This is a genomic window from Rhizobium sp. BK196, assembly GCF_014193255.1.
In the GTDB taxonomy this organism is placed as follows: Bacteria; Pseudomonadota; Alphaproteobacteria; order Rhizobiales; family Rhizobiaceae; genus Rhizobium.
In genome coordinates, this window is the sequence record NZ_JACHZB010000004.1 from 362,814 (window position 1) to 388,626 (window position 25,813).

General features: G+C 59.9%; 24 protein-coding genes, 1 tRNA gene and 1 pseudogene. 18 read left to right on the plus strand and 8 right to left on the minus strand.

Annotated elements, in window-relative coordinates:
- The first annotated feature begins 105 nt into the window (after nucleotides 1-105).
- Nucleotides 106-951: an oxidoreductase gene (locus FHT78_RS16975; protein WP_183746270.1), complete on the plus strand. Its 846-nt coding sequence runs from the start codon at nucleotides 106-108 to the stop codon at nucleotides 949-951.
- Nucleotides 952-980: 29 nt separating this feature from the next.
- Here the strand turns inward: FHT78_RS16975 and argB are convergent, their stop codons facing one another.
- A complete protein-coding gene (argB, locus tag FHT78_RS16980; protein ID WP_112753917.1) occupies nucleotides 981-1,868 on the minus strand; it encodes an acetylglutamate kinase in 888 nt (295 codons plus the stop codon).
- Between the two features lie 107 nt (nucleotides 1,869-1,975).
- Here argB and FHT78_RS16985 point away from each other — a divergent pair.
- Nucleotides 1,976-2,317: pseudogene (locus FHT78_RS16985) on the plus strand (sigma factor-like helix-turn-helix DNA-binding protein); the annotation flags it as partial.
- Nucleotides 2,314-3,033, plus strand: coding sequence for an anti-sigma factor (locus tag FHT78_RS16990; protein WP_183746272.1), 720 nt, complete (start codon nucleotides 2,314-2,316; stop codon nucleotides 3,031-3,033). The pseudogene FHT78_RS16985 and the gene FHT78_RS16990, both read left to right, overlap by 4 nt.
- A gap of 83 nt (nucleotides 3,034-3,116) precedes the next feature.
- Here FHT78_RS16990 and yihA read toward each other — a convergent pair whose 3' ends face one another.
- The 4 genes from yihA to rpmH all read right to left on the minus strand — a co-directional run bounded on the left by yihA (nucleotide 3,117) and on the right by rpmH (nucleotide 6,249).
- On the minus strand, nucleotides 3,117-3,770 hold the full coding sequence (gene yihA / locus FHT78_RS16995; RefSeq protein ID WP_183746274.1) for a ribosome biogenesis GTP-binding protein YihA/YsxC: 654 nt from the start codon (nucleotides 3,768-3,770) through the stop codon (nucleotides 3,117-3,119).
- Between the two features lie 130 nt (nucleotides 3,771-3,900).
- A complete protein-coding gene (yidC, locus tag FHT78_RS17000) occupies nucleotides 3,901-5,691 on the minus strand; it encodes a membrane protein insertase YidC (RefSeq protein ID WP_183746511.1) in 1,791 nt (596 codons plus the stop codon).
- Entirely contained in the window at nucleotides 5,691-6,092 is a 402-nt protein-coding gene (gene rnpA / locus FHT78_RS17005; RefSeq protein WP_183746277.1) for a ribonuclease P protein component, read from the minus strand. The genes yidC and rnpA overlap by 1 nt, the downstream gene beginning before the upstream one ends.
- 22 nt (nucleotides 6,093-6,114) lie before the next feature.
- Nucleotides 6,115-6,249 (minus strand): 50S ribosomal protein L34, encoded by a 135-nt coding sequence (gene rpmH / locus FHT78_RS17010; protein WP_016552555.1) that lies wholly within the window; start codon nucleotides 6,247-6,249, stop codon nucleotides 6,115-6,117.
- Between the two features lie 450 nt (nucleotides 6,250-6,699).
- Between rpmH and FHT78_RS17015 the strand changes: the two genes are divergently transcribed.
- From FHT78_RS17015 to FHT78_RS17025, 3 genes are all read left to right on the plus strand, one after another.
- The gene (locus FHT78_RS17015; protein WP_183746280.1) at nucleotides 6,700-8,691 is read left to right on the plus strand and encodes a methyl-accepting chemotaxis protein; all 1,992 of its coding nucleotides are present in this window, start codon (nucleotides 6,700-6,702) and stop codon (nucleotides 8,689-8,691) included.
- Between the two features lie 153 nt (nucleotides 8,692-8,844).
- The gene (locus tag FHT78_RS17020; RefSeq protein WP_183746283.1) at nucleotides 8,845-10,365 is read left to right on the plus strand and encodes a HAMP domain-containing sensor histidine kinase; all 1,521 of its coding nucleotides are present in this window, start codon (nucleotides 8,845-8,847) and stop codon (nucleotides 10,363-10,365) included.
- A gap of 123 nt (nucleotides 10,366-10,488) precedes the next feature.
- Nucleotides 10,489-10,565 (plus strand) — tRNA-Arg (locus FHT78_RS17025).
- A gap of 240 nt (nucleotides 10,566-10,805) precedes the next feature.
- Here the strand turns inward: FHT78_RS17025 and FHT78_RS17030 are convergent.
- Nucleotides 10,806-12,413: an FAD-dependent oxidoreductase gene (locus FHT78_RS17030; protein WP_183746287.1), complete on the minus strand. Its 1,608-nt coding sequence runs from the start codon at nucleotides 12,411-12,413 to the stop codon at nucleotides 10,806-10,808.
- Nucleotides 12,414-12,548: 135 nt separating this feature from the next.
- Between FHT78_RS17030 and FHT78_RS17035 the strand changes: the two genes are divergently transcribed.
- The 10 genes from FHT78_RS17035 (at nucleotide 12,549) to FHT78_RS17080 (ending at nucleotide 21,649) form a co-directional block, all read left to right on the plus strand.
- Nucleotides 12,549-12,983 (plus strand): MarR family transcriptional regulator, encoded by a 435-nt coding sequence (locus FHT78_RS17035; RefSeq protein ID WP_183746290.1) that lies wholly within the window; start codon nucleotides 12,549-12,551, stop codon nucleotides 12,981-12,983.
- A gap of 232 nt (nucleotides 12,984-13,215) precedes the next feature.
- Nucleotides 13,216-13,530 (plus strand): hypothetical protein, encoded by a 315-nt coding sequence (locus tag FHT78_RS17040; protein ID WP_183746293.1) that lies wholly within the window; start codon nucleotides 13,216-13,218, stop codon nucleotides 13,528-13,530.
- 201 nt (nucleotides 13,531-13,731) lie between these two features.
- Nucleotides 13,732-14,103, plus strand: coding sequence for a cell surface protein (locus FHT78_RS17045; RefSeq protein WP_183746296.1), 372 nt, complete (start codon nucleotides 13,732-13,734; stop codon nucleotides 14,101-14,103).
- Nucleotides 14,104-14,258: 155 nt separating this feature from the next.
- The gene (locus tag FHT78_RS17050) at nucleotides 14,259-14,534 is read left to right on the plus strand and encodes a hypothetical protein (protein WP_183746299.1); all 276 of its coding nucleotides are present in this window, start codon (nucleotides 14,259-14,261) and stop codon (nucleotides 14,532-14,534) included.
- Nucleotides 14,535-14,886: 352 nt separating this feature from the next.
- Nucleotides 14,887-15,546 carry a methyltransferase domain-containing protein gene (locus FHT78_RS17055; protein WP_183746302.1) on the plus strand — a complete coding sequence of 220 codons (660 nt, stop codon included), beginning with the start codon at nucleotides 14,887-14,889 and terminating at the stop codon, nucleotides 15,544-15,546.
- A gap of 16 nt (nucleotides 15,547-15,562) precedes the next feature.
- Nucleotides 15,563-16,228, plus strand: a complete 666-nt coding sequence (locus FHT78_RS17060) for a TetR family transcriptional regulator (RefSeq protein ID WP_183746304.1) — start codon at nucleotides 15,563-15,565, stop codon at nucleotides 16,226-16,228.
- A gap of 290 nt (nucleotides 16,229-16,518) precedes the next feature.
- Nucleotides 16,519-17,400, plus strand: coding sequence for an aldo/keto reductase (locus FHT78_RS17065; RefSeq protein WP_183746306.1), 882 nt, complete (start codon nucleotides 16,519-16,521; stop codon nucleotides 17,398-17,400).
- A gap of 516 nt (nucleotides 17,401-17,916) precedes the next feature.
- Nucleotides 17,917-19,191 carry an alpha/beta hydrolase gene (locus tag FHT78_RS17070; RefSeq protein WP_183746308.1) on the plus strand — a complete coding sequence of 425 codons (1,275 nt, stop codon included), beginning with the start codon at nucleotides 17,917-17,919 and terminating at the stop codon, nucleotides 19,189-19,191.
- Nucleotides 19,192-19,268: 77 nt separating this feature from the next.
- Nucleotides 19,269-20,519 (plus strand): FAD-binding oxidoreductase, encoded by a 1,251-nt coding sequence (locus FHT78_RS17075; RefSeq protein ID WP_183746310.1) that lies wholly within the window; start codon nucleotides 19,269-19,271, stop codon nucleotides 20,517-20,519.
- 92 nt (nucleotides 20,520-20,611) lie between these two features.
- Nucleotides 20,612-21,649, plus strand: coding sequence for a 4-hydroxyproline epimerase (locus tag FHT78_RS17080; protein WP_183746312.1), 1,038 nt, complete (start codon nucleotides 20,612-20,614; stop codon nucleotides 21,647-21,649).
- 9 nt (nucleotides 21,650-21,658) lie between these two features.
- Here FHT78_RS17080 and FHT78_RS17085 read toward each other — a convergent pair whose 3' ends face one another.
- Both FHT78_RS17085 and FHT78_RS17090 read right to left on the minus strand, forming a co-directional pair.
- Nucleotides 21,659-22,135 (minus strand): RbsD/FucU domain-containing protein, encoded by a 477-nt coding sequence (locus FHT78_RS17085; RefSeq protein WP_183746314.1) that lies wholly within the window; start codon nucleotides 22,133-22,135, stop codon nucleotides 21,659-21,661.
- Nucleotides 22,119-23,366, minus strand: a complete 1,248-nt coding sequence (locus FHT78_RS17090; protein WP_183746316.1) for an ROK family transcriptional regulator — start codon at nucleotides 23,364-23,366, stop codon at nucleotides 22,119-22,121. The genes FHT78_RS17085 and FHT78_RS17090 overlap by 17 nt, the downstream gene beginning before the upstream one ends.
- Before the next feature lie 211 nt (nucleotides 23,367-23,577).
- On the opposite strand from FHT78_RS17090, the gene FHT78_RS17095 reads away from it, so the two are divergent.
- Together FHT78_RS17095 and FHT78_RS17100 are read left to right on the plus strand one after the other, a co-directional pair.
- Nucleotides 23,578-24,597, plus strand: coding sequence for a sugar ABC transporter substrate-binding protein (locus FHT78_RS17095; protein ID WP_183746318.1), 1,020 nt, complete (start codon nucleotides 23,578-23,580; stop codon nucleotides 24,595-24,597).
- Between the two features lie 150 nt (nucleotides 24,598-24,747).
- On the plus strand, nucleotides 24,748-25,812 hold the full coding sequence (locus FHT78_RS17100; RefSeq protein ID WP_183746321.1) for an ABC transporter permease: 1,065 nt from the start codon (nucleotides 24,748-24,750) through the stop codon (nucleotides 25,810-25,812).
- The last annotated feature ends 1 nt before the right edge of the window (nucleotide 25,813 follow it).

Sequence of the window (25,813 nt, forward strand, 5' to 3'; positions counted from 1 at the left end):
ATATCGCCTTCACCTGCGCAATATATTGGAACTATCGCTTCTGGCCGCCACATGACGAGGAGAGCCGTTTTGCATGTTGCAGCGGCATCAGGACGGGAGTTCACGATGAGTTCGATGGAAAAGCAGTTTCTCATTACCGGTGTCAGTTCAGGCTTTGGTCGTGCCTTTGCGCAGGCTGCGTTGGAAAAGGGCCACCGCGTGGTGGGAACCGTGAGGAATGCGGAAGCCGCAGCTCTGTTCGAGAGCCTGGCTCCCGGTCGCACAACGGCGGTTCGCCTCGACGTTACCGATATCGAGGCAATCGGACCGGCCGTTGCTGGTATCGAAGAAACAATCGGTTCGGTGGACGTCCTCATCAACAATGCCGGTTATGGGCATGAAGGGACTTTGGAGGAATCGCCGATTGAGGAAATGCGCCGGCAATTCGAGGTCAATGTCTTTGGCGCCGTTGGAATGATGAAGGCCGTTCTGCCGTTCATGCGCCGGCGGCGGGCCGGCCACATCATCAACATCACATCGATGGGCGGGTTCATCACCATGCCGGGCATCGCCTATTATTGCGGCAGCAAATTTGCGCTCGAAGGCATCAGCGAGGTTCTGGCAAAGGAAGTGAAGGCGTTTGGCATCGCAGTCACCGCGGTGGCTCCTGGCTCATTCCGCACCGACTGGGCGGGACGATCGATGATCCGCTCCGACAGGAGCATTTCCGACTATGATGCGATCTTCGATCCCATCCGCAGGGCACGCCAGGAAAAGAGCGGCAAACAGGCAGGTGATCCTCGCAAGGCAGCCGCCGCCGTGCTGGCACTGGTCGAGGCTGAAGATCCGCCGGTCCATCTCTTGCTCGGCGCCGATGCGCTGGCGCTTGTTCGCGACAAGCTGAAGAGCCTGAATTCGGAAATTGTTGCCTGGGAAGATCTGACGCTCTCGACAAACTTTGTCGAAACATAAGAAAGGCGCCCGCAAGGGCGCCTTTTCGATCAGGGAACGATCAGTGTGCCGACGCCGTGCTCGGTGAAGATTTCGAGCAACACCGAATGGGCCGTCTTGCCGTTGAGGATAACAACACCCTGCACGCCGGCCTTTATGGCATCGATGCAGGTCTCGACCTTCGGGATCATGCCGCCGGAAATCGTGCCATCGGCAATCAGCGCATGCGCTTCGGCAACAGAAAGCTCCTTTATGAGCTTGCCCTGCTTATCGAGAACGCCGGGCACATCCGTCAGAAATAGCAGGCGCGTGGCGTTCAGCGCGCCGGCGATCGCGCCAGCGAAGGTGTCGGCGTTGATGTTGTAGGTCGCGCCGTCGCGGCCCGGAGCGACCGGCGCAATGACCGGGATCATCTCGGAGCGGGCAAGAAGGTCGAGCAGCGTACGGTCGACTTCGACCACTTCGCCCACGAAACCGAGATCGAGAACGCGCTCGATGTTGGAATCCGGATCCTTGACGGTCTTGCGCGCCTTTTCGGCGAAGACCATGTTACCGTCCTTGCCGCAGAGGCCGATCGCCCATTCGCCGGTCTGGTTGATCAGCGCGACGATTTCCTTGTTGATCGAGCCGGCGAGTACCATCTCGACGATCTCGACCGTCTTCTGGTCGGTAACGCGCAACCCGCCTTCGAATTTGGATTCGATACCCATCTTCGTCAGCATCGCGCCGATCTGTGGGCCGCCGCCATGGACGACGATCGGGTTGACGCCGGACTGCTTCAATAGTGCGATATCGCTGGCGAAGGCCTTGCCGAGCTCGGGATTGCCCATGGCATGGCCACCATACTTCACGACGACCGTCTTGTTTTCGTAGCGCTGCATGAAGGGCAGCGCCTGTGCGAGAAGACGTGCTTGGATTTCGCTTTCGGACTCGTTCATGGGGGACCCCGCAGAATTGATCGCGGCCTTTTATCTCAAGTTTTTGACAGATGGAATAATCCGGCACGCAATAGTTTTTCGTATCTAAGGCCGACCTGGGACCTGCCAGTTCATATTGAAACGTTTGAGCTCGAAATCGTTCACTCGAGGCGACATGACTGGCGATTTGCAGATTTAACCGGCCGCGTGGTGCGCGGCGACCGCAAGGCGCTCGATTTTTCCAATGACGGTTCCGATCCTGAAGCGCAAGTCGTGATTAATGATGAGGAAAGGCGGATTGACACCTGCATGGAAGAGTTGGAAGCTGGTCGTGCGGTCGCGGTGAAACGGGCTTATGTCGAAGGACTAAGCTCTCAGGAACTGGCCGATCAGTTTGGTGTCCCGCTGAATACGATGCGGACATGGCTAAGAGCAGCCTGCTGAAACTGAGAGAGTGCATGGAACGATGACATCGCCCGACAAAAGCAAGGGAGACCGCTCCCGGGATGAGGTTCTTGCCGGCGAATATGTGCTGGGCGTCCTCTCCCTTCAGGATCGCAGGATCGTTGAGGAGCGCATGCGCCGTGACCGGCCGTTTGCCGCCATCGTCAGTCGCTGGGAGGTCAACCTCTCCAGCTTCAACGACGAATATGGCACGGCTGCTTCGAACCGCGAGACCTTCAAGCAGATCGAGGCGCGCCTCTTCGCCGATGCAGAAAGTGCGCCGCGCCTTTCGTACGGGCTATGGAATTCCGCCGTTTTCTGGCGCTCGCTGACATTTGCCTCGCTCGCGGTCACCCTGGGCGTCATCGCCTTTGCTTCCGGTCTCGTGCCCCAGCCTCCGGCATCGCCGCCGCTGGTGGCGAACCTCTCGGGACAGAACAGTCAGGTCAATCTGACGGCTTTCTACGAAATCCAGAGTGGCCGATTGAAGATCGTGCCGGTTGCGGCCGGCAAGCCGGAGGAGAAATCCCTGGAGCTCTGGCTCGTGCCGGGTAGCGGAACGCCCCGTTCTCTCGGCGTTTTCCAACCGGGCATGAATGGTGAACTGATCATCCCGACCGGTATGCGCAGCCAGATTTCCGATGGCGCGACGCTGGCCGTCAGCCTGGAGCCGTTCGGTGGTTCGCTCACACACCAGCCGTCAGGCCCGATCATCGCCAGCGGGCCGATCCACAGGCCGTAAACGAAGATCTGTTCCTAAAACTCTTCTGCAGCGCCTCCGCGATTGCCGATATCCGGGCAGACCAGCGGCTTCGAAGCGCCTCTTTACTTCCAGTTGCTGACGCCGACTGTTTCGGCAATCGCCTGCCGCAGTTCGTCCAATCCTTCGTTCTTCTCCGAGGAGGTCGAAAGCACGGCCGGATAGGCGGCAGGGCGCTTGCGGATCTTTTCCGATGTTTCGGCAACCAGCTTCGGCACCGCAGGCGCCTTGATCTTGTCCGTCTTCGTCAGCACGATTTGGTAGGAGACGGCCGCCTTGTCGAGCAGCGTCAGCACGTCGTCATCATTCTTCTTGATGCCGTGGCGGCTGTCGATCAGCACATAGACACGCTTCAGCGTCGAGCGGCCGCGCAGATAGTCGAAGACGAGCTTCGTCCAGTTGTCCACCTGCTCCTTCGGCGCCTGTGCATAGCCATAGCCAGGCATGTCGACCAGCGCCATCGGCGGCAGGTCGTCGCCCTCGCCGGAATAGCCGTCGGGAACGAAGTAGTTGAGCTCTTGCGTCCGGCCCGGCGTATTGGAGGTGCGCGCCAGACCTTTCTGGCCGACGAGCGCATTGATCAGCGATGATTTGCCGACGTTCGAACGGCCGGCGAAAGCGACTTCCAAGGGGCCTTCCGGCGGAAGGAACTTCATGGAAGGCACGCCGCGGATGAAGATCCAGGGGTGGCCGAAGAGCGGCTTTGCGATTTCAGTCATGCGAGTTCTGCAATCTCCGGGTCAGGAATGAAACCGGCTTCGTGTTTTTGAGGTGGGTTGTCAAGGTTTCGTCTGGCTCGGCCTTCTCGCAGCCCGAAACAAAAAGCCCCGCCGGAGCGGGGCTTCTCGACTATTTGGATGGTGCCGGTTTTCGCTTGAACAGGCTCTTCAGATTGGCGAAGAGCTCTACTTTCACGCCGTGACGCTTCATGATGACCGACTGCTGGATGACCGAAAGCGTGTTGTTCCAGGCCCAGTAGATCACGAGGCCCGCCGGGAAGCTTGCTAGCATGAACGTGAAGACAAGCGGCATCCAGTTGAAGATCATGGCCTGCGTCGGATCGGGCGGGGTCGGGTTCATGCGCATCTGGAAGAACATGGTGACACCCATGATCAGCGGCCAGACGCCGAGATGGAGGAAGGTCGGAGCTTCGAACGGCAGCAGGCCGAAAAGGTTGACGATCGTCGTCGGATCCGGCGCTGAAAGATCCTTGATCCAGCCGAAGAACGGAGCGTGGCGCATTTCGATGGTGATGTAAATCACCTTGTAGAGCGAGAAGAAGATCGGGATTTGCAGGGCCACCGGCCAGCAGCCGGCGATCGGATTGATCTTCTCTTCCTTGTAGAGCTGCATCGTCGCCTGCTGCAGGCCCATGCGGTCGTCGCCGAATTTCGCCTTCAGCTCTTCCATCTTCGGCTGCATGCGCTTCATGTTCGCCATCGAAGCATACTGCTTGCTGGCGAGCGGGAAGAACAACGCCTTGACGACGATGGTCGTGCAGAGGATTGCGACACCGAAATTGCCGAAGTAGCGGAAGAAGAAATCCATCAGCTTGAACATCGGCTTGGTGATGAAATAGAACCAGCCCCAGTCGATCAGGCGGTCGAAGCGCGGGATGCTGTAGCTCGCTTCGTAACCGTCGATGACCGGAACTTCCTTCGCACCGGCAAATACCAGGTTCTTGAGCTCGACCGATTGGCCGGGCGCCACCGTGACGGCGTCTTGCTTATAGTCCGCCTGGTAGCGCGGCTGCCCGTCGGTGAAATGTGAGAAGCGTGCGTCATAGGCTGCCTGCTGCGGCGGGACGATTGTAGCGGCCCAATATTTGTCAGTAATACCGAGCCAGCCGCCGGTGGATTTTGCCGGAGTAACGGCTTCCTTCTCAACCGCCGTATATTTGCTCTCGATCAGACCGTCGTCACCGATGACGCCGATGAAGCCTTCATGCAGAACGTAGACGGACGGCGTCGTCGGCTTGTTGTAGCGCGTCACGCGACCATAGGAGGAGAGCGAAACAGGCGCCTGGCCGGCATTCTGGATCTTGTCCGTGACCGTGAACATATAGCGCTCGTCGACGGAGATCGTGCGGGCAAAGGTAATGCCCTTGTCATTGGTGTAGGTCAGCGTGACAGGAGTCTTTTCGGTAAGCTTGGCGCCCTCCGGTGCGGTCCAGACGGTGGCTGGGCCGGGAACGGCGCCTGTCGTGTCGCTGCCGATATAACCGAGTTCGGTGAAGTAGCCGTCCTTGGTGTCGGCCGGCGAGAAAAGCGTGATGATCGGGCTCGAGTCGTCTACCGTCTCGTGATAGCCCTTGAGTTTCAGATCGTCGAGGCGGGCCCCGGCGAGGTTGATGGAGCCGGAGAGCGCCGCGGTGTCGATGACGACACGCGGGGTCTTTGCAAGTGCTTCTTCGCGGGTCGCGGTCGCTGCGGCCTGACCCGACGGGGCGGCACCGTTCGTCTGGGCGCCCTGGCCGGTTGCTGCCGGTTGCTGCGTCTGCTCGGTCTGCTGTTGTGCCTTCTGGGCTTCCTGAGCCTTGCGCTGAGCTTCGATGCGCGGGTTCATATAGAGGAACTGCCAGCCAAGGACGATCAGCACCGAGAGAGCGATCGCAATGAAGTAATTGCGGTTGTTTTGCATCATACGTTCCTGGGGCGCTCGTCTTTCGGGCGCCGGTGTTTCGGCCTGGTTTCCACGCGGGCTTTCAGTTCCGCGGCCAGTTCATGAAAGGACGCCGTCAATACGTCCCTGCGGGCGACAACCACATAGTCGTGTCCGGCCTGCATTGCAAACCCTGCATGAAGCCGCACCGCCTCTTTCAGGCGTCGCCGCATGCGGTTTCGTTCAACCGAGTTGCCATGTTTTTTGGTGACTGTGAAGCCGACACGGGCTTCGCTGTCTTCTTCCTTGCGGTTCAGGACCTCGAGAAGGAAGAGACCGCCGCGGCGCTTTTCGCCCTCGCGGACCGCAAGAAATTGCGGGCGGCTCTTGAGCCGCCCGACAATCTTTTTGTTTTCTTTGGTCTTCAAGTCGCCCGCCATGTTCTATCGGGCAAATCCGGCCTTAGGCCGAAAGACGCTTGCGGCCGCGAGCGCGGCGAGCAACGATGACCTTGCGGCCGCCCTTAGTGGCCATACGCGCACGGAAACCGTGGCGGCGCTTGCGAACAAGCTTCGAGGGCTGATAGGTACGCTTCATTTATTTAAAACACCGCGGAGTGCGGCCCTTCTTGGATTTGCATAATGCAAGGAGCGTGGTTTTTCGAACGGGCGAGGTCATGAAAGACCTTAAATGACCGAACGTGCGGCGGCTTATACGGATGAAGTCTGCCAAAGTCAATTATCCAGGCGGATTCCCTGAATGCGCTCGGCGGATAGCAACATTTCGCACTACGGTATTAACCAATGCGGCGGCTCACTATATAGTTGTATATTCGGCCTGAAACACCGGAAAACTTCCAGGCGCAGCGTTTCTTCGTTGAATTTGTTCGATTATGGACGCTGGCTAATCCGCACAACGGTAAATGTAGGTAATTTCTTGTAGTCGATATTGTTAATATTCGAAATACAACATTAACGAATTTATCCGATCTTTCAGTGCATGGCTGGAATTTGCTTCCAGGCGCTGTGTAAGGTGAGGGAGCGTTCGTTGAAAATCCGCGGCAAAATCAATCTTCTTGTTTCCGTTATGGGCGGCGTTGCGCTTTTGATCGGTGCCACCGCGCTGTCGGCGATGAGCGAGTACAGCGCGAACTTGACGGCTTACGAGCATGCGGCGGCTCGCGCCTATGCCGGAGAACGCCTTAACCGCTTTGTCACCGCTGTCGTCATGGAATCGCGGGGTCTTTATGCTGCAAAGAGCCTTGAACAGACGCCGGCCTTCGGCAAAGGACTGATGGCTGACTTGGACGAGATCGACAAGGTCATCGCTGGCTGGGCGCCGCTGGTGCCTGACAGTCAGAAGGATTCCTTCGCCAAGCTTGTGGACCGTGCCAATGAATTCCGCACTTTCCGCACGGAAACAGCTCGCCTCGGCACGCAGGTAAGCCCCCAGGCAGCCAACGAGCAGGGCAACAACGATGCCAACCGGGCCAACCGCAAGGCCTTCCAGGCGGAGATCGACGCCATCGTCAACACCGATAAGGCAGAGCTGACGCGGGTCAACGATGAGATCGAGGCCTTCCGCAGCTGGATCCTGATGCTGGTCTTGAGCATCACCGGTATCGGCATCGCAGCCGGCGTCGGTATGGGCTTCTATATCGGTACCAGCCATCTCAGCCGGCCCATCAAGAAAGTCACGCACGCGATCAAGGAAGTCGCCAACGGCAATTTCCAGGCCGATGTGCCTTTTGCCGGCCGCAAGGACGAGATCGGCGAAATGGCGGCCGCTGTCGCCGTCTTCAAGGAAAACGGCCTCGTCATCCAGCGCATGAACGCCCAGGAAGCGGCCATGCGTGCAAAGAGTGACGATCTGCAGTCCAGCATGTCCGTCGTCGTGGCGGCCGCTGCCGCGGGTGATTTCAGCCAGCGCATCGATAAGGACTATGAAGACGAAAGCCTCAACCAGTTCGCGGGCAATATCAACAAGCTGCTGTCGAGCGTCGATGCCGGCGTCGACGAAACCCGCCGTGTCATCGCAAGCCTTGCTGAAGGCGACTTGACGCAGACCATGCGCGGTCAGTTCCAGGGCGCCTTTGCCGAACTGCAGAAAAACGTCAACAGCACGTTCGTCACGCTGCAGACGACCATGCGCGAGGTACGCGAGACGACGGAAGCGATCAACGGCAATACCAGCGAACTCCGGAACGCCAGCGACGATCTTTCCAAGCGTACGGAACAGCAGGCTGCCGCACTGGAGGAAACCTCCGCTGCTCTCGATGAGATCACTGCCGTTGTTCAGAATTCGACCGAACGTGCGCATGAAGCGACGATCATGGTTTCCGAGGCGAAGGACAATGCCGGCCGCTCCGGTGTCGTGGTCCGCAACGCCGTCGATGCCATGGGCCGTATCGAGCAGGCTTCCCGAGAAATCAGTCAGATCATCAACGTCATCGATGAAATCGCCTTCCAGACCAACCTGCTGGCGTTGAATGCCGGCGTCGAGGCCGCCCGCGCCGGAGAAGCCGGTAAGGGCTTCGCCGTGGTGGCGCAGGAAGTGCGCGAACTCGCCCAGCGCTCCGCAACCGCCGCAAAGGACATCAAGGCGCTCATCACCAAGTCAGGCGACGAAGTGCAGGTCGGCGTCAAGCTGGTTCAGGCGACGGGCGAAGCTCTCTCGGAGATCGAGACCCGGGTCATAGCCATCAACGATCATATCCATTCGATCGCGACCGCGGCGAAGGAACAGTCGACCGGCCTCAAGGAAGTCAATACTGCCGTCAACCAAATGGATCAGGTGACCCAGCAGAACGCCGCGATGGTGGAAGAGACCTCGGCTGCGACCCACAAGCTGTCAGCAGAAGCCGACGGCCTCGTACGCCTCATCGCCCGCTTCAAGGTCTCCAACGAGGCACCCGTTGCCGTTGCCCGCCAGCAGCATCACCAGCCGGTCGCCTCTCCGGCGCGCCGCGCGATTGGCCGCGTTGCGCGCGCCTTCAGCGGCAATGCCGCAGTTGCCGAGCAGAACTGGGAAGAGTTCTGATAGCCTCCATGAACGGAATCGGGACGCCGCTTTCGGGCGGCGTCTTCGTTTTGTGACGACTTGCCGCTCCTCGCAAAGATTTGAAAGCGGACTATTCTCGTCTATATAAGAGCTCATTCGGATGGCGGCCTTTCGCCGCACGGACAAGACGAGATGCCTGTTCAAGACCAGGGCGAGAGTTCCAAAGCAGAAAACATAGCGGCCGGCGAAACTGCCAGGAGTTTTTATCCGCGTGCCGGCATGTTTAGCCGCCTGTCGGGCAAGCTGCTCTGGCTAACCGTCTTTTTCATTATGCTGGCGGAAATCCTGATCTTCTTTCCCTCGATCGCGAGCATGCGCGTGCGCTGGCTGGAAGATCGGCTGAATACCGCCGCCGCTGCGGCAATCGTCATCGATGGCCTGCAGCCCGTGGAGCTGCCGCGCGCGCTGCAGAAAGAGACGCTGGAAGCGACTGGCACCAAGGCGATCGTGTTGCGCAAGGACGGCACTTCCCGCCTGCTCGCTATGAGCGAGATGCCGACCTCCGTCGATGAATCCTACGACCTCACCGATATCCCGCCATTGACCGCTATGCGCGATGCGCTGGACACTTTGATCTTCGGCGGCAATCGCATGATCCGCGTCTACGGACCGGTGGGCGAGACGAATACCGGCGTTGAAGTGGTGATGAAAGACCGGCCGTTGCGCAAGGCAATGCTCGTCTATGCCCGCAACGTGCTGCTGCTGTCGATCCTGATCTCGCTCTTTACTGCGACACTGATCTTCTTCGCCATCAACCGCATTCTGATCCGCCCGATCCGCAGGCTGACGGGCAGCATGCAGCAATTCGCCTCCGATCCGGAAAATCCGTCGCATGTCTATATCGGCGATGGCGGCCGTGATGAACTGGCCGTTGCCGGGCGCAATCTCACCTCCATGCAGCTCGAACTGCAGAAGACGCTGAAGCAGCAGAGGAACCTTGCAGCTCTCGGCCTCGCGGTCTCGAAGATCAATCACGACATGCGCAACATCCTGGCGTCCGCCCAACTCATGTCCGACCGCCTCGTCGATGTCGACGATCCCATGGTGAAGAGTTTCGCGCCGAAGCTGCTGCGCACGATCGATCGTGCCGTGGGCTACACGACCGAAGTCCTCTCTTACGGCAAGGCGACCGAATCGGCGCCGCACCGCCGCCGTATCCGGCTTTATGAGCTGATCCAGGAGGTGAAGGATATCCTTGCCATCGAGCCGCAGAGCGGTGTCGAGTTTATCGAACAGATGGGGCCGGATCTGGAAGTGGACGCCGATAGCGAGCAGTTGTTCCGGATCATCCACAATCTCTGCCGCAACGCGCTGCAGGCGCTGACTTCGCCGGGCGAGCAGGGGCCTGGGATGGTCAGGCGCATCACGGTCGCCGCCCAACGCGTCGGCAGCGTCGTCAGCATCACCATAGACGATACAGGTCCCGGCATGCCGCTGAAGGCGCGCCAGAATCTGTTTGCGGCCTTCCGCGGTTCGGCCCGCTCCGGCGGCACTGGGCTCGGCCTCACCATCGCCCGCGAGCTGGTGCTGGCCCATGGCGGCACCATCGCACTTGTGGAAAAGCCTTCGGTCGGCACGCAGTTCCGTATCGAAATTCCGGATCGCCCGGTTTCGTTGGAAGATTACCGCAGCCGGTCGCACGCCGAAAAGTGATGCAATTTCCGCAAGCGAGTCTTGCCGGACCAAAGTCGCGATTTTTTTCGAATTGCTCTTGCATTGCCCGAAAAGACCCTTTAGAGAACCGCCCACGCAAGCGGCATGGCCGCCACTGCAGACGCACCCGTAGCTCAGCTGGATAGAGCACCAGACTACGAATCTGGGGGTCAGGAGTTCGAATCTCTTCGGGTGCGCCATCTCCCAAATTTATGACTTCATGCGAGTGGCTACGCCATTACGTGGCGCCGTCAAAGGCGATTCGCGTCGATTTCGATCGATCCTTCCCCTACTATATCGGCGTCCGGCGCGAAACCGGGCACGGGTCAACGGCTGATCGGTTTTGCCGCCAGTCAGTTGTCTGACCGTCGCCTTCCCGCGGACTTCTTGGTCCGATGAAGTGCGCGCATCGACGAACAGGCCCAATTTGGTTCGGCAGGTCATCGACGTGCCCCGTCGCGATGGCCGACACGCACACCAATTTCGTCCAGAACTTGGACGAGCCGACCTTCGATGCCGGTCTCCGCGCTTGGCGCACGCCACGCCACGAAGCCGTCGGGGCGAATCAGAACGGCGCCGCCATCGCCCACGCCGTAGGCGCTAGGCCAACGTCCTTCCGGGGCATCGAGATCGCCGGATGAGCCAAAGACATGGCAAGCAAGTGGAACGCCAGCGCTTTCGCGCAGGCGATCCGCCGCGGCATGCCAGTTCGCATCGTCTGCAAGCAGCACGAAGTCGCGCCCGAACAGATCCAGCGTCGAGAGCTTTTCGCCCTCGCGCTCGATGACGAGATGCGGCGCGCGGGTGCCGGGAAGGCCGGCGAGTTCCGCGACCGGTTCGAACGACCGGTCGGGAGCAGCGGCTTCAGGCATCAATGCGCCGGTATCGTAGCGTTGCCCGAACACGACATCGTAGTCATCCACGATGTCGACGGCAGGTGGCAACCGCCCTGCAGGATCCTTGAACCACTGCTGCAAGCGCGCGAGCGCCTGCGCCAGCGTCGAGGCGATCACCGGCCGGCGCTCCGCATCATAAGAGTCGAGTAGGCTGGCATTCGCCTCACTGCGAACGACCATGGCGAGCTTCCAGGCTAGGTTATGTGCATCGTGTATGCCCGAATTGCCACCGAATGCCCCGGTCGGTGGCATGAGATGCGCAGCATCGCCGATCAGAAAGCAGCGGCCCGCGCGGAAACGGTCGGCAACGAATGCCGCCATCTCCCAGGACCGCGCATCGACCAGCTCAGCCTTGATGCCCGATCGTCCGGCCGCCTGTTCGACGAGATCCCGGCAACGGTCGCGGTCGAAGTCCTCCGGTCGCTCACCCCTTTCCGGAAAATATTGCTGCGCCAGCAGCCAACGTCCGCCAGGACGCGGCGTGATAGTGGCGTTGAGGTCGCTGACGAAGCAGGATGTAAAAGGTCTGCCGCCGATCTCGGGAGACAAGTCGGTGTCGAAGATGATGCTCATCCAGTGCTGCAACACGCCCGGTCCTTTCCTGTCGATACCGAGCTTTTCGCGCAGCGTGCCGTTGGCGCCATCAGCGGCAATCAGATAGTCGGCGACGACTGTTTCCTCCTTTCCTGTTTCGCGATTGCGGATGACGGCGTGAACAGTGGCGGGGTCCTGCTCCAAGGACGAAAACTCGGTGTTGAAGCGAATGTCCGCACCGCCCCTCTCCGCGTAATGACGCAGGATGGCTTCCAGCACATGCTGGTCGCAGGTTGCGGGTTGTGTGGGACTATAGGGGCTGGCGTCGCACCATGCCGGACCGGCCCATCGAATATCCGGATCGGCAAGGTTTCTTGCCCGTGCAATGCCGCCCCCTTGCTGGTCGCCGGTGCGTTTAGCGCGAATTTCGTTCTCCAGACCGAGACAACGGAATATCTCCATGCTGCGCGGCGAGATGCCGGCGAACTTGTACTGGATCGAAGTGTCAGCATGGCGCTCCACCACCATGCAGCCCATACCCTGATGGGCGAGGAGCGCGGCGGCCGTAAGGCCGTTCAGGCCGCCGCCGATAATCAGAACCGGGATATGCGTGCTCATGCGTTTCTCCTATGTTTGGGATACGACAGGTCCGTTCCCGGCTAAGCTAGGTTGCAAATGGAGGTTTATTAGTTTGATTGACAAAAATATTTGATGAATCAAAATATGTCAAGAAAGCAGCCCTGGAGCCGAGACATGACACCCCCTCGCGATGCGTCCAACCGTGCCAATGAAGCCTGGCGCTTGATGTTCAGCTTTCTGATGAGTTCGGCGCCGCAGCGTCTGGCGGCGCAGCAGAGGCTTGGGCTGACGCCGAACGATTCCCGCGCTCTTTTTTCGCTTGGAGCGGACGGCAAGCCGATCGGAGAATTAGCACGCGAATGGGGCTGCGACCCCTCGACCGCAACCTGGCTGGTAGACCGGCTGGAGCGATCCGGCCTGGCCGATCGTATCCCATCGTCAAGCGATCGACGTGTGAAGCTCGTGCGGGCAACCGAAAAGGGGGCTGAAACGAAAACCGAATTGCTGGCTGCCTATCATCAGCCGCCACCAGAGTTGGCAAGCCTGTCGGAGAGTGATCTGGACGCACTCGTCAGGATTTTCGGGAAACTGCATGTCGAAGGCGCTTGATCGCACTGCCCACTTCTAGCTTGACAGAAAGAGGATGCGGCGGCGCAAATCGACTGCCTGCATGAAATGCTCCTGACCATCACGGCCCTTTCCAGCCGCGAGTTCAACCACGACGTCAGCAGTGCAAGGAAATCTGCGAGAAACGGTGGCACCTCCTGCCTAGTTTCGCGCAACCTTCGGCGTCTATCTGCGGAAGCGATGGATTATGTCAGGCGAAGTGGCGGAGGATTGCATGAAGACGAGAATTGTTAGCATGGCTGGTCTCGTCGCGATGATGGCTGCTCTGGCAGGCTGTATCGATCGCGCCAATGCGCCGGTGCTCGTGCCGGTCGCCTCACCCGTCAATCCGCCCGGTGTCACTCACAGCCTGTGTATGTCCGATGCCAATGCCATGTATGATGAGGCGAACAAGCAGTACGACCTGCGTGCGCAGATGACCGGCCATCGCGATGCCGTGGAACGGGAAACCAATGCGAGCGGCGCCGCCCATCGGCAATACCTCTCGTGCGTCGCAAGCCAAGGCTACCGTCCTTTATACGCGAATTGAGAACAGTGAATTCACGCACCCGATGAATTGTCGCCGGCGATTGCTCTCGGGGCTTTTGCAATCGCACTTTTTTGATTTTTTGTGTCTTCCAGTCACCCCCGATCGCGTGCAATCACAAGTGCAGGAAACTGCGTGTGATGGCGGAACTCCACCCGCGCAGAACGCATTTTTCATAGGTAAATCCAGTAAGGAGGATTTATCATGGAAATGCTCAATATGGCTCCGTCCGCCTTTGCGCTCAGCGCTCTTCTCGCCCTCTCGTCTACAGCTCCCGCGCTGGCGGCGCCCGTTCAGCAAGCCCGGATTCCGGTCCCGACGAATGTGGAAATGGCGCAATATAAAGCACATACCGCTTATTGGCATGGCTATCGCGGCTCCGCTACGGAACGCCCTGGTACCCGCCGTCATTCAGATGGCTTCTGGTATCCGCTTGCTGCGTTCGGCGTCGAAGCCGGCACCACGGGTTCGATTGTCCGTAACCCCGAGAACCGATCCACACATAAAACGATGTGCAACCCCACGTTTGGTGGCTCCGTCGGTCCCGGCAGCATGCCGTGCGACAACGGCTATTGAGCCGGCAAAGGAAAGGGCGGCTGCGAGCCGCCGTTTTCTTGCGCGCTGCCGAATCTCACGTATCCGTGATCGCTGTTGCAGCGCGGTAGAATATGACAAATCCGCTTCCTAGCTCCTTGGCGTAAATTCCAACGATCCTCCCAAGGAGATATGAAATGATCAATGTGGTGAAGAATGGTTTCGTGGCCGTGGCCTTTGGCGCAATCATCAGCGCTTCGGCATTCGCATCTGCCAACGCAGCTCCGGCTCAACAGCAACAGGTCGTGAAGCAGCACAAAAACACCAACGCTCGCAACGAGCCCCGCACGACCGGTTCGATCAACGGCGTATCCAGCGGCTCGGCGCCTTATCAGTATAGCCCGAAGAAGCCGCTCAACATGGCTTGCGGCCTGCGCTTCAATCCAACCAGCAGGTCGGGGTGCAACTACTGAGGCGGTTTGCAGGCACAATGCAGAGGAGAAGGGGACCGACGTCCCTGCAGCGAAAGAGGGCAGCCTTCGCGGCTGCCTTTTTCGTTCCAGCTCATGGTGTCGGAGGAAAGACTGGTGACATCTTCAACTATCTGCCACAGCTTCGCCAGACGCCTTGAAAGGGGGCAGTGGCGTTCAGGTTTTGGAATTATTGCATTAACTGCAAATATGCATTAGATATGAAAATACACGAAATGTTGTTGGAAACAGGCACCCACCAAGACGATGGGTTGACGGGGCTGCCTTCAAATCGCCATGCTGCAGACGATCGTCGCATCGATAGTCAATCGCATTTCAGACAGGTGGGATAATCATGATCGCAAACGGTGCATTCTCAGATTTCCTGCATTTTTTCCGTTCCTGGCTGAGCAACCCGCTGAGGGTGGCCGCCATCGCGCCCTCTGGCGACTCGCTTGCGCGCATCATGACCAGCGAGATCGCTGCTCTGGATGGTCCGATCATCGAGCTTGGCCCGGGCACCGGCGTCTTTACTCGCGCGCTGCTTACGCGTGGCATCAGCGAGTGCGACCTGACGCTCATCGAATACGGTCCTGAGTTCATCGGGTCGCTTCAGAAGCGCTTCCCCGACGCGCGTATCCTGCAGATGGATGCCAGCCATCTGGCGCAGGCCAATATTTTCGAGGGTGAACCCGTTGGTGCGGTCGTCAGCGGTCTGCCGCTGCTTTCCATGTCGCCGCGCAAGATCGCCTCGATCCTTGCCGGCGCCTTCGTCTATATGCGGGCCGGCGGCGCCTTTTACCAGTTCACCTATGGACCGCGCTGTCCCGTGCCGCGTCCGATCCTCGACCGCCTGGGCCTGAAGGCCACGCGTATCGGCGGTACGGTTCGCAACCTGCCGCCGGCCTCCGTCTATCGGATTTCACGCCGCAGGCCGCTTGAGCTCTCGCGTGAGCGTTTCAAATATCGTAGCGGCGGAGTGGATATGGAGATCGCCGCTGAAGCGGACGACTGAATGACAGCTGATGGAAATGACCGAGAAGAGACAGCCTGAAGCCGTCGAGGGCAGGCGTGAGCGCAAGCGTCGTCAGACCCGCGAGCGCATCGAACAGGCAGCGATTACCCTCTTTATGGAGCGCGGCTTCGACGCGACCACCATCGAGGAGATTACCGAGGCAGCTGATGTCTCGAAGCGCAGTTTCTTCGATTATTTCCCGTCGAAGGAAGAGGTTGTCTTCGCCTGGCAGGATTCCTTCGCTGATCGCCTGATGACGGCGATTGCCGCACGTCCGGCCGGCGAATCCCCCATCAAGGCCGTTGAAGAAGCCCTTATTGCCACTGTAATCACCTCGGCTGACGAGCGCGCTCTGGCGCTCAGCGAACTGATCCATTGCACGCCAACCCTCAAAGCCCGTGATCAGCTCAAATATGCCAAGCTGGAGCAGAAGCTGACCGAGGCGCTGGTCACCCGCAGGGGCGGTGATCCGGATGCACGGGTGCACATGCGCTTGCTTTCGGCCGTTGTTATCGGCGCGCTGCGCGTTGGCGGTGAGCTCTGGCAGCAGCGTGCGCCGGATACTGCGACCGAAAGCGCCTCTATGGAAGTCTTCGCACGCGGGATCTTTGACGAGCTCTGGAAGATGCTGGCCGAATTCGGCGAAGAAGCAAAACCCGGTTCTAGGGAATTCCACGCCTAGACGATCACTTTCTGTTGCGATGCTTTCGATCGGTACTTTCGTAGGAAGTCGATAAGGCGCGTCGAAGATCGGCGATGAACGAACTGCGCCGCCAGTTTGAGATCAACATTTCCGGTCCGGTGGCTGTCATGGAGGTAGTCCCGCCCTATATGCGCACTGTTGCTTGGGCGTGGTGCGATCAGCCCCGTTCGCGAGAAGCTCGGCTTTCTCAAGACCGAATCCGACGCCTGGGAGCAGGTTTTCAGCTCCACCGATTTTGAATGATTTATTGACCAAGAGAGGAAGAGACGATGAGCGATTACAATGCAGCGAAATCCGGTACCTTCAAGATTGGTGGCGATATGGAGGTCAACCGTCTCGGCTTCGGCGCCATGCGCGTCACCGGCGACGGTATTTGGGGCAATCCTGCCGACCGCGATGAATCGATCCGCACCCTGAAGCGTCTGCCGGAACTCGGCATCAACTTCATCGATACGGCCGATTCCTATGGCCCTGACGTTTCCGAATGGCTGATCAAGGAGGCGCTTTACCCCTACAAGAAGGGCCTCGTCGTCGCCACCAAGGGCGGCCTCACGCGCCATGGCCCAAACATCTGGCTGCCGGTCGGCCGCCCGGAATATCTGGTCCAACAGGTGCATAAGAGCCTGCGCAACCTCGGTGTCGAGCAGATCGATCTCTGGCAGCTTCACCGTATCGACCCGAAAGTGCCGGCCAAGGAGCAGTTCGACACCATCAAGTCGCTGCTCGATTCCGGCTTGATCCGACATGCCGGCCTCAGCGAAGTCTCGGTCGCCGATATCGAAGCCGCCTCCAAGGTCTTCAAGGTCGCGACGGTTCAGAACCGTTACAATCTCGTCGACCGCACCAGCGAGGATGTGCTCGACTATTGCGCCAAGCACAATATCGGCTTCATCCCCTGGTATCCGCTGGCGGCCGGCGATCTCGCAAAGCCCGGCTCGCTGCTCGATACCATCGCCAGGAAGCACAATGCGGCGCCGAGCCAGATCGCGCTGGACTGGGTGCTGAAGCGCAGCCCCGTCATGCTGCCGATCCCTGGCACGTCGAAGGTCAAGCATCTGGAAGAAAACGTCGCTGCCGTTGATATCACGCTGTCCGATGAGGAGTTCACTGCCCTCGATGCCGAAGGCAAGAAGCTCTTCAAGGCCGCTTGATTAAACATAAAGTCAGCGATGAAACGGCCGCGGTTTCAGCCACGGCCGTTTTCGTTTCGCGCCCTCGTTTCGCATGCGACATCGGGAAAGGCACGCAATCTGTGGGATTCATGCATGGACAATGTGCGGAATATTTTGATCAGTTGATCAAAGATGCCGCAAAATGAGGCGCACGTGTGATACCAGGGAGGCAAGCATTGCGCCCAATGCATTGCTGCATTGCGGTAATTTCGCTGTTCTCCATCGAGTGAATTGAGTATTGATAATCACGAAGGCAGCGCACTCCTCCTCCCAGCGCTCCTTCATCGGACTGGCAACACTCCTCCTCCCAGTTGTCAGTCAGGATCAAGAGCCCGACGCACCTCCTCCCGCGTCGGGCTCTTTCTTTTTCCCGGATTATCGTTCTCCCAAACCTTCGTAAAATTGACTCCGCCCTTGGCCTGGGCCTATCTGAAGGCGCGCAGCAAGCGCATGTTGGTGGTTTGGCGCGATGACGCCTGAACCTGCGGAGATGTCATGATCGGCAGATGCAGTGTTTTGGGCAAAGCTCTCGCAGCCCTGCTCGTCCTGGGCCTCCTTGTTTCCTGCGGCCGGCCGATCGGCGTCATGCAGGCGGCTGGCACGGTTCCGCCGGGCACGTCGCGCGTCGATTTGCTGGTAGCGACCACGCGCGCTGCCGATGAAAATCCGGCCATACTCTTCTCCGGAGAGCGCGGCACCGGGTTGATGGTCGATGCAGTCGATGTCTCCATTCCTCCGGAAGCCAATCGGAAGGTCGGGCAAGTGCAATGGCCCCGCCGTCTACCTGCCGATCCGCTCAAGGATTTCGTCACTGTCGCAGTCGATCCGCTTAATGGAGAGAAGGCGGGCGAGAACTGGTTGAGAACGCATATGCCGAAGAGCAAGCGTGTCCTCATCTTCGTACATGGCTTCAATAACCGTTATGAGGATGCGGTCTATCGCTTCGCACAGATCGTCCATGATTCGCATGCCGACGTGGCGCCCGCCGTTTTCACATGGCCATCGCGCGCCAGCATCTTCGATTACAACTACGACAAAGAGAGTACCAACTATTCGCGCGATGCGCTGGAAGAGCTGCTGCGGCGCACGGCCAACAATCCGTCGGTGGGTGATATCACTATCATGGCCCACTCCATGGGGACCTGGCTGACGGTCGAGGCGCTGCGCCAGATGGCGATCCGCGACGGCCACGTCGCCTCCAAGATCAACAATGTCATCCTTGCCTCGCCGGATCTCGATGTCGACGTGTTCGGCCGCCAGTTTCAGAGTCTCGGCAAGGACAGGCCGCATTTCACCATCTTCGTTTCCCGGGATGACCGCGCTCTCGCGCTCTCGCGGCGCATCTCCGGCAATGTCGATCGCCTCGGCCAGATCGATCCGTCCGCCGAGCCCTATCGCAGCAAGCTGGAGGCGGCCGGTATCACCGTGCTCGACCTCACCAAGCTGAAAACCGGCGATCGCCTGAATCATGGCAAATTCGCCGAAAGTCCGGAAGTGGTGAAGCTCATCGGCGACCGGCTGATTGCCGGTCAGACGATTACCGATTCCGAAGTCGGGCTCGGCGAAGCGGTCGGCGCTGTCGCCATTGGTGCCGCCCAGACGGCCGGCAGCGCAGTCAGCCTCGCAGTCAGCACGCCGATCGCCATCTTCGATCCCCGCACCCGCCGCAACTACGATGCTCAGGTGCGCCGTCTCGGCCAGTCGATGAACAATACCGTGGGTTCAGTGGGCGACAGCGTCGGAGCGGGGCTGCCGGAAGACACTCAGTAAAAAATCATAGGCATCCGCTTCGTTGTGATATATCACGTCTCCGGCGGCAATCGACTCTGCCGTGCGGTGGACAAGACATGGCGAATGAAACGAATAGGACGGTGGCCGTTGTCGGCGCCGGTGTGATCGGCGCTTCGATTGCTTTCGAATTGCAGCGGCGGGGTTTTCAGGTAACGCTGATCGACAAGGGGGAACCGGGCAGGGGAACCTCTTACGGCAATATGGCGAGCATCGCGCTTGACTTCGCAGCTGGTTCTGGTCCGTCGACCTGGAAGAAGCTGCCGCGCTGGCTGATCGATCCGGAAGGCCCGGTCTGGCTGCGACCGGGCTACGCGCCGAAAATCCTGCCCTGGTTCCTGCGGTTTCTCGCAGCCGGCCGTCCGGCCCGTCTCAGGGAGATCGAGGATGCGGGCATGAGCCTTTCCAAGGCCGCTCTCGGCAATTTCCGCACCATGCTCGATGCCATCCGCGCGCCCGATCTGATGACCGAGGAGGGCTGTCTTGCGATCTACGAAACCGAGGCCGAATTCGATGCGGACCGTGGCCATCTCGAATTGATGCGGCGCTATGGCCTGGAATTCGAGGTGCTGAGCAACGGCGCGATCCAGTATTACGAACCGACCCTTTCGCCGAAAATCGCCAAGGCAGTGTTGCTGCCGGACAACAAGTCGATCCGCGATCCGTATGAACTTGTCGTCAAGCTCACTGATGCCGCGAGAGCCGCTGGCGCCGACTTCGTATTCGGCCAGGCAAAAGGTGTCGAACGCAGCAGTGACGGCAAGGTTGCAGTTCTTTTCGAAAACAGTAGCCGCATCGAAGCCGACAAGGTCGTCCTGGCGGCCGGCGTTCATACGCGGTTCCTGGCCGAGGCCCTCGGCGAGCCGATCCCGCTTGAAACCGAGCGCGGTTACCATACGCAGATCATGCAGCCCGGAATTTCCATGCGCTATTCGGTGATCTGGCCGCATCGCGCCTTCATGGTCACGCCGACGGCCGGCGGTATCCGCATTGGAGGCAATGTCGAGCTGGCCGGTCTGACGGCTCCCCCCGACTTCCGCCGTCCGCGTGTGCTCGTGCGCCATGCGCAGCGTATCCTGCCCGATCTCAGGGTTCAGGACACCCGCGAATGGATGGGCCATCGCCCGGCGCTGCCGGATACGATCCCGATTATCTCGCCCTCTTCGAAAATACCTGGCGTCTTCTATGCCACTGGCCACGGCCATCTCGGCCTGACCTATTCGGCAACGACAGCACGGTTGATTGCGGATATGGTGGCAGGCGTCAAAACATCAGTTGATATCAAGCCATTCCGCATCGACAGGTACTAGGACTGGTCATGGCCGGAACCTTCGTCACCCGTAACAATATCCGCGTCGATGGAGGCATCGCGCGGGGTCACGTCTGATTTGGAGTTTGAAGGATGAGATGGAAGCGCACGATCCAGCTTCTGGATGTTCATGCCGAAGGTGAAATCGGCAAGGTGGCGATCGGCGGCGTGCCGAAGATTCCGGGCGAGACGGTTGCGGCCCAGCTTCACTGGCTGAACACCGACCCCAAGGGGCAGGAGCTTCGTCGCTTCCTCTGCCTCGAGCCGCGCGGCGCACCGATCGGCTCGGTCAACCTCTTGCTGCCGCCGAAGCATCCGGACGCAGATGCGGCCTTCATCATCCTGCAGCCTGATCAGGCGCATGCCAGTTCGGGCTCGAATTCCATCTGCGTGACGACCGCTCTTCTGGAATCCGGCATCGTCGAGATGAAGGAGCCGGAAACTGTCGTTACGCTGGAAACCGCAGCCGGACTGGTCAAGGCCACGGCCACCTGCCGCGACGGTCGCTGCGAAAAGGTGAAACTGACCATGGTGCCGTCCTTCGTCCATGAACTGGATGTCGAGATCGACACGCCGCATTGGGGAAAGATCAGGGCGGACATCTGCTACGGCGGCATCTTCTACGCACTGGTCGATGTCGGTCAGATCAATCTGACGATCGAGAAGGCGAATGCCGCAGGATTGGTGCAGGCCGGCATGATCCTCAAAGACCTGATCAACCGCAATATCAAAGTCGTGCATCCGGAAATCCCGGCAATCTCGGGCGTAGCCTATGTCATGTTCCGCGATACCGAGGCGGATGGCACCGTGCGCACCTGCACCACCATGTGGCCGGGGCGCGCCGATCGCTCGCCCTGCGGCACGGGCAACTCGGCTAATCTCGCGACGCTTCATGCGCGCGGAAAGGCAAAGGTCGGTGATGTTTTCAAGTCGAAATCGATCATCGGCTCGGAATTCGAAGTCGGCCTGCAGGCGGTGACGGAAGTGGCCGGAAAACCGGCCGTCATCCCGACGATATCGGGCCGCGGCTTTACCTTCGGCCTGTCTCAGGTCGCACTCGATCCCTTCGATCCGCATCCCCTCGGTTTTGCGCTGACGGATGTTTGGGGACCATCGGCCGGCGAAATCTGACGGCCGACATCAATAGACGAAGGGATCGACCTCGGCCTTGGCGGGCTCGTCACCGGCCGAAGGATAGATCACGCCCTTGCGCAGGATGATATTGGCATAAAGCCTCGGCTCGCTGGTCTGGATGACGGCGTGGGCCGCGCGAACGCGGCCATAAAAATCCTGCCCTACCAGCGGAACGACCTGTCGCTCCGGCTCGTGGCGGGCGCAGCAGGCGATCATTTCCTCATGCACGGGATCGAGCTTGTCACGCTCGGTCTTCACCGTCGAACGGAAGATCGCTTCCTCCACGAAGTCGTCGATCGGCAGCACGCTCAAAACGGCGTCGAGAACCGGAATGAGATGATGTCCGTCGAGCCTGATCAGCCGCCGCCCATGTTCGACGCCCGGATAATTGCCGTCGACGATGGCGATTTCGTCACCGTGGCCCATGGCCCGAAGTGTCGAAAGCAACTCCGGGCTCAATAGCGGATCAAGTCCTTTCAGCATGGTCTACCTCCTTGAAGAGAACGTTCTGGTCGGTGAGGTAACGCGCGAAAATCGGCAGGCTGGCGCCGCCGATGGCGCGTGCCTGCGCTCCGACCGCGCCCTCGATGATTTCGGGCATGACGACGCCCTGCAGGTCAAGCTTGGCTGCTTCGTCGATCGTGGCCTGCACCACACGGCTGCGCACCCAGGCGGGAAAACCGCCGTCGATGACGGCCGCGCTGAAATCGACGATCGAAGCGGCAGCGACGATCGCCTGCGCCAGCGCCTTGGCGGTATCCTGGATCCAGCTTTCCATGGGCTCACCGAAATCCACCCAATCGTCGGCGGAATACCAGAGCGGCTCGGGATCGATGCCTCGCTCGCGCAGCATATTCTCGAGCACGAAGATCGAGGCGATTTCGAGCAGCTGCTTCGTCTCGCCGTTCTTGCCGCGCACCGGCAGCGGCCCGATCGCGCCCGCCGTGCCGGTGCGGCCGGAAAAGATCGCCGAGTTCAGCACAATGCCGCCGCCGATGAAGGAGCCGATGAAGAAATAAACGAAATCCGGATAGGAAGGCCCGACGCCGAAGACCAATTCCGCCCCGCAGGCGCTGGTCGCATCGTTCTGCAGGAATACCGGATGGGGAACGCGCGCGGCGATATCGGTCTGCAGGTCGACATCGCGCCACACCTCCATCGCGCCCGCCGGCGCTCCCACCTCTTCGGCCCAGTTCCAGAGCTCGAAAGGTGCGGCGATGCCGAGGCCGGCAATGCGGCTGCGCTGCTTTTCGTCGAGCCGGCTTTCGAGCTCCTGGATGCCCGAGGTGACGAAGGCGAGGATTTCGTGCGGCAACGGATAGGCATAGGTCCGGTGCAGCTGCATGCGGATGCGGCCGACGAAATCCATCAGCACCAGATCGGCGCTGCGCCGTCCCATCTTCAAGCCGAAGGAATAGACGGCGTCGGGATTGAGATGCATGGGGATCGATGGCTGGCCGACGCGACCGCGTACGGGATCCCCGCGCAAAAGCAGGCCTTCCTTTTCCAAGACCCGCATGATGACTGAGACGGTCTGCGCCGAGAGCCCGCTGCGTCGCGCGATATCGGCCTTCGACAGTGCGCCGTAGAGGCGCACCAGCGACAGCACGAGCCGTTCGTTATAGGCGCGCACCCTGACCTGGTTCGCACCCCCGGCCGGATTGAGAATTGGTGGCGGGGCCGGCATGTTTTCCGGTCCATCCAAGGATGACATGGCCGCTCCTCCCGATCGTTGGCCTATGCCCGATTTTCGCCGAGCATGCCACATCGAATTAATAATTCAATTGGATTTATTTATTGACAAGCCGATTTCTTTCGCTCTTAATTGCCATCGTCAAGGGCACAGGAAGGCTTTAGAGGCCTCCGAGTGCCGCCTTTAATTCCGGCTCCGCAGGGGCGGCGCCGGCAAACTCTGGGAGGAGTCCATGAAGAAATCCGTTCTCGCTTTCAGCGCGCTCGCGCTCGGTGTCGCCTTTTCCGCTCCGGCCATGGCGGCCGACGTTTCCGCCTGCCTCATCACCAAGACCGACACCAACCCCTTCTTCGTCAAGATGAAGGAAGGTGCGACCGCCAAGGCCAAGGAACTTGGCGTTTCGCTGAAGTCCTATGCCGGCAAGATCGATGGTGACAGCGAAAGCCAGGTTGCGGCGATCGAAAGCTGCATCGCCGACGGCGCAAAGGGCATCCTGCTGACGGCTTCCGACACCAAGGGCATCGTGCCTGCGGTCAAGAAGGCCCGCGACGCCGGCCTGCTGGTCATCGCGCTCGACACGCCGCTGGAACCGGCCGATGCCGCCGACGCCACCTTCGCCACCGACAACCTGCTCGCCGGCAAGCTGATCGGCCAGTGGGCCAAGGAAACGCTCGGCGACAAGGCCAAGGACGCCAAGGTCGGCTTCCTCGACCTGACGCCGTCGCAGCCGACAGTCGACGTTTTGCGCGACCAGGGCTTCATGATGGGCTTTGGCATCGATCCGAAGAACCCGGACAAGATCGGCGACGAAGACGACAAGCGCATCGTCGGCCACGACGTGACTAACGGCAACGAGGAAGGCGGCCGCAAGGCCATGGAAAACCTTCTGCAGAAGGATCCGAGCATCAACGTCATTCACACGATCAACGAGCCGGCCGCTGTCGGCGCCTACCAGGCGCTGAAGGCTGTCGGTATGGAAAAGAACGTGCTGATCGTGTCGGTCGACGGTGGTTGCCCGGGCGTCAAGTCGGTCAAGGAAGGCGTCATCGGCGCCACCTCGCAGCAATATCCGCTGTTGATGGCTTCGCTCGGCATCGAGGCGATCAAGAAGTTCGCCGACTCGGGTGAAAAGCCGAAGCCGACCGAAGGCAAGTCCTTCTTCGACACCGGCGTCTCGCTCGTCACCGACAAGCCGGTCTCCGGCGTCAAGTCGATCGACACCAAGGAAGGCACGGACAAGTGCTGGGGCTAAGCCCGATCTATTGAAAGAGAAAACGGCCGGGGCTTGATCCCCGGCCGTTTTGGACGGACGATGTGCCGTCGCTCCACCGGCTAAGCAACAACGGATGAACAGGAGTGACGGCCTCCGCGCGGTTCGGCGCGCGGATGCGGAGGAGGAACAATGACCGGAGCACAGGAATTCGAACGCGTCCTCGACGGCAGCGACAAGAACGTCGCCTCCTTCGAGCACCAGGATGTCTCGCTGATCAAGCGCGCGCAGCATTTTCTGCACTCGACGCCGGCCGCCGTGCCGCTGATCGTGCTGGTGCTGGCGATCGTGATTTTCGGGATAGCGATCGGGGGACGGTTCTTCTCGTCCTATACGCTGACGCTGATCCTGCAGCAGATCGCCATCGTCGGCATTCTCGGCGCCGCCCAGACGCTGGTCATCCTGACGGCCGGCATCGATCTTTCGATCGGCGTCATCATGGTGATCTCGGCTGTTATCATGGGTAACGTCGCGATTACCTACGGCATACCGACGCCGATCGCGGTCGCAGCCGGCCTCCTTGTCGGCGGCCTGTGCGGATTGCTGAACGGCTTCCTTGTCGCCTTCATGAAACTGCCGCCCTTCATCGTCACGCTCGGCACCTGGAATATCGTCATGGCGACGAATTTCATCTATTCCGCCAACGAGACGATCCGCGACGCCGACGTCGACGAACAGGCGCCGCTGCTTCATCTTTTCGCCGCGAGCTTCAGGCTCGGCAGTGCCGTGCTCACCCTTGGGGTCATCGCCATGGTGTTGCTCGTCCTGCTGCTCTGGTATGTTCTCAATCACACCGCCTGGGGCCGACATGTTTATGCCGTCGGCGACGATCCCGAGGCCTCAAAGCTGTCCGGCATCCAGACCAAGCAGGTGCTGCTGACCGTCTATACGATATCGGGCATCATCGCTGCCTTCGCTGCCTGGGTCTCGATCGGCCGCAACGGCTCGATCTCACCGTCTTCGGCTGTCACCGATTATAATCTTCAAGCGATCACCGCGACTGTGATCGGCGGTATCTCGCTGTTCGGCGGCCGCGGCTCCATTCTTGGCACTCTCTTCGGCGCCATGATCGTCGGCGTCGTGTCGATGGGGCTCAACATGCTCGGTGCCGATCCGCAATGGAAAGTCCTGCTGACGGGCGTGCTGATCATCGCCGCCGTCGCCATCGATCAGTGGATCAGAAAGGTTTCGGTGTAAT

What these genes read in the sequence shown, in the direction of transcription:
- FHT78_RS16975 (WP_183746270.1), top strand. Translation starts at nt 106, where the DNA reads ATGAGTTCGATGGAAAAGCAGTTTCTCATTACCGGTGTCAGTTCAGGC.
- argB (WP_112753917.1), bottom strand. Translation starts at nt 1,868, where the DNA reads ATGAACGAGTCCGAAAGCGAAATCCAAGCACGTCTTCTCGCACAGGCG.
- FHT78_RS16990 (WP_183746272.1), top strand. Translation starts at nt 2,314, where the DNA reads ATGACATCGCCCGACAAAAGCAAGGGAGACCGCTCCCGGGATGAGGTT.
- yihA (WP_183746274.1), bottom strand. Translation starts at nt 3,770, where the DNA reads ATGACTGAAATCGCAAAGCCGCTCTTCGGCCACCCCTGGATCTTCATC.
- yidC (WP_183746511.1), bottom strand. Translation starts at nt 5,691, where the DNA reads ATGCAAAACAACCGCAATTACTTCATTGCGATCGCTCTCTCGGTGCTG.
- rnpA (WP_183746277.1), bottom strand. Translation starts at nt 6,092, where the DNA reads ATGGCGGGCGACTTGAAGACCAAAGAAAACAAAAAGATTGTCGGGCGG.
- rpmH (WP_016552555.1), bottom strand. Translation starts at nt 6,249, where the DNA reads ATGAAGCGTACCTATCAGCCCTCGAAGCTTGTTCGCAAGCGCCGCCAC.
- FHT78_RS17020 (WP_183746283.1), top strand. Translation starts at nt 8,845, where the DNA reads ATGCCTGTTCAAGACCAGGGCGAGAGTTCCAAAGCAGAAAACATAGCG.
- FHT78_RS17030 (WP_183746287.1), bottom strand. Translation starts at nt 12,413, where the DNA reads ATGAGCACGCATATCCCGGTTCTGATTATCGGCGGCGGCCTGAACGGC.
- FHT78_RS17035 (WP_183746290.1), top strand. Translation starts at nt 12,549, where the DNA reads ATGACACCCCCTCGCGATGCGTCCAACCGTGCCAATGAAGCCTGGCGC.
- FHT78_RS17040 (WP_183746293.1), top strand. Translation starts at nt 13,216, where the DNA reads ATGAAGACGAGAATTGTTAGCATGGCTGGTCTCGTCGCGATGATGGCT.
- FHT78_RS17045 (WP_183746296.1), top strand. Translation starts at nt 13,732, where the DNA reads ATGGAAATGCTCAATATGGCTCCGTCCGCCTTTGCGCTCAGCGCTCTT.
- FHT78_RS17050 (WP_183746299.1), top strand. Translation starts at nt 14,259, where the DNA reads ATGATCAATGTGGTGAAGAATGGTTTCGTGGCCGTGGCCTTTGGCGCA.
- FHT78_RS17055 (WP_183746302.1), top strand. Translation starts at nt 14,887, where the DNA reads ATGATCGCAAACGGTGCATTCTCAGATTTCCTGCATTTTTTCCGTTCC.
- FHT78_RS17060 (WP_183746304.1), top strand. Translation starts at nt 15,563, where the DNA reads ATGACCGAGAAGAGACAGCCTGAAGCCGTCGAGGGCAGGCGTGAGCGC.
- FHT78_RS17065 (WP_183746306.1), top strand. Translation starts at nt 16,519, where the DNA reads ATGAGCGATTACAATGCAGCGAAATCCGGTACCTTCAAGATTGGTGGC.
- FHT78_RS17070 (WP_183746308.1), top strand. Translation starts at nt 17,917, where the DNA reads ATGATCGGCAGATGCAGTGTTTTGGGCAAAGCTCTCGCAGCCCTGCTC.
- FHT78_RS17075 (WP_183746310.1), top strand. Translation starts at nt 19,269, where the DNA reads ATGGCGAATGAAACGAATAGGACGGTGGCCGTTGTCGGCGCCGGTGTG.
- FHT78_RS17080 (WP_183746312.1), top strand. Translation starts at nt 20,612, where the DNA reads ATGAGATGGAAGCGCACGATCCAGCTTCTGGATGTTCATGCCGAAGGT.
- FHT78_RS17085 (WP_183746314.1), bottom strand. Translation starts at nt 22,135, where the DNA reads ATGCTGAAAGGACTTGATCCGCTATTGAGCCCGGAGTTGCTTTCGACA.
- FHT78_RS17090 (WP_183746316.1), bottom strand. Translation starts at nt 23,366, where the DNA reads ATGTCATCCTTGGATGGACCGGAAAACATGCCGGCCCCGCCACCAATT.
- FHT78_RS17095 (WP_183746318.1), top strand. Translation starts at nt 23,578, where the DNA reads ATGAAGAAATCCGTTCTCGCTTTCAGCGCGCTCGCGCTCGGTGTCGCC.
- FHT78_RS17100 (WP_183746321.1), top strand. Translation starts at nt 24,748, where the DNA reads ATGACCGGAGCACAGGAATTCGAACGCGTCCTCGACGGCAGCGACAAG.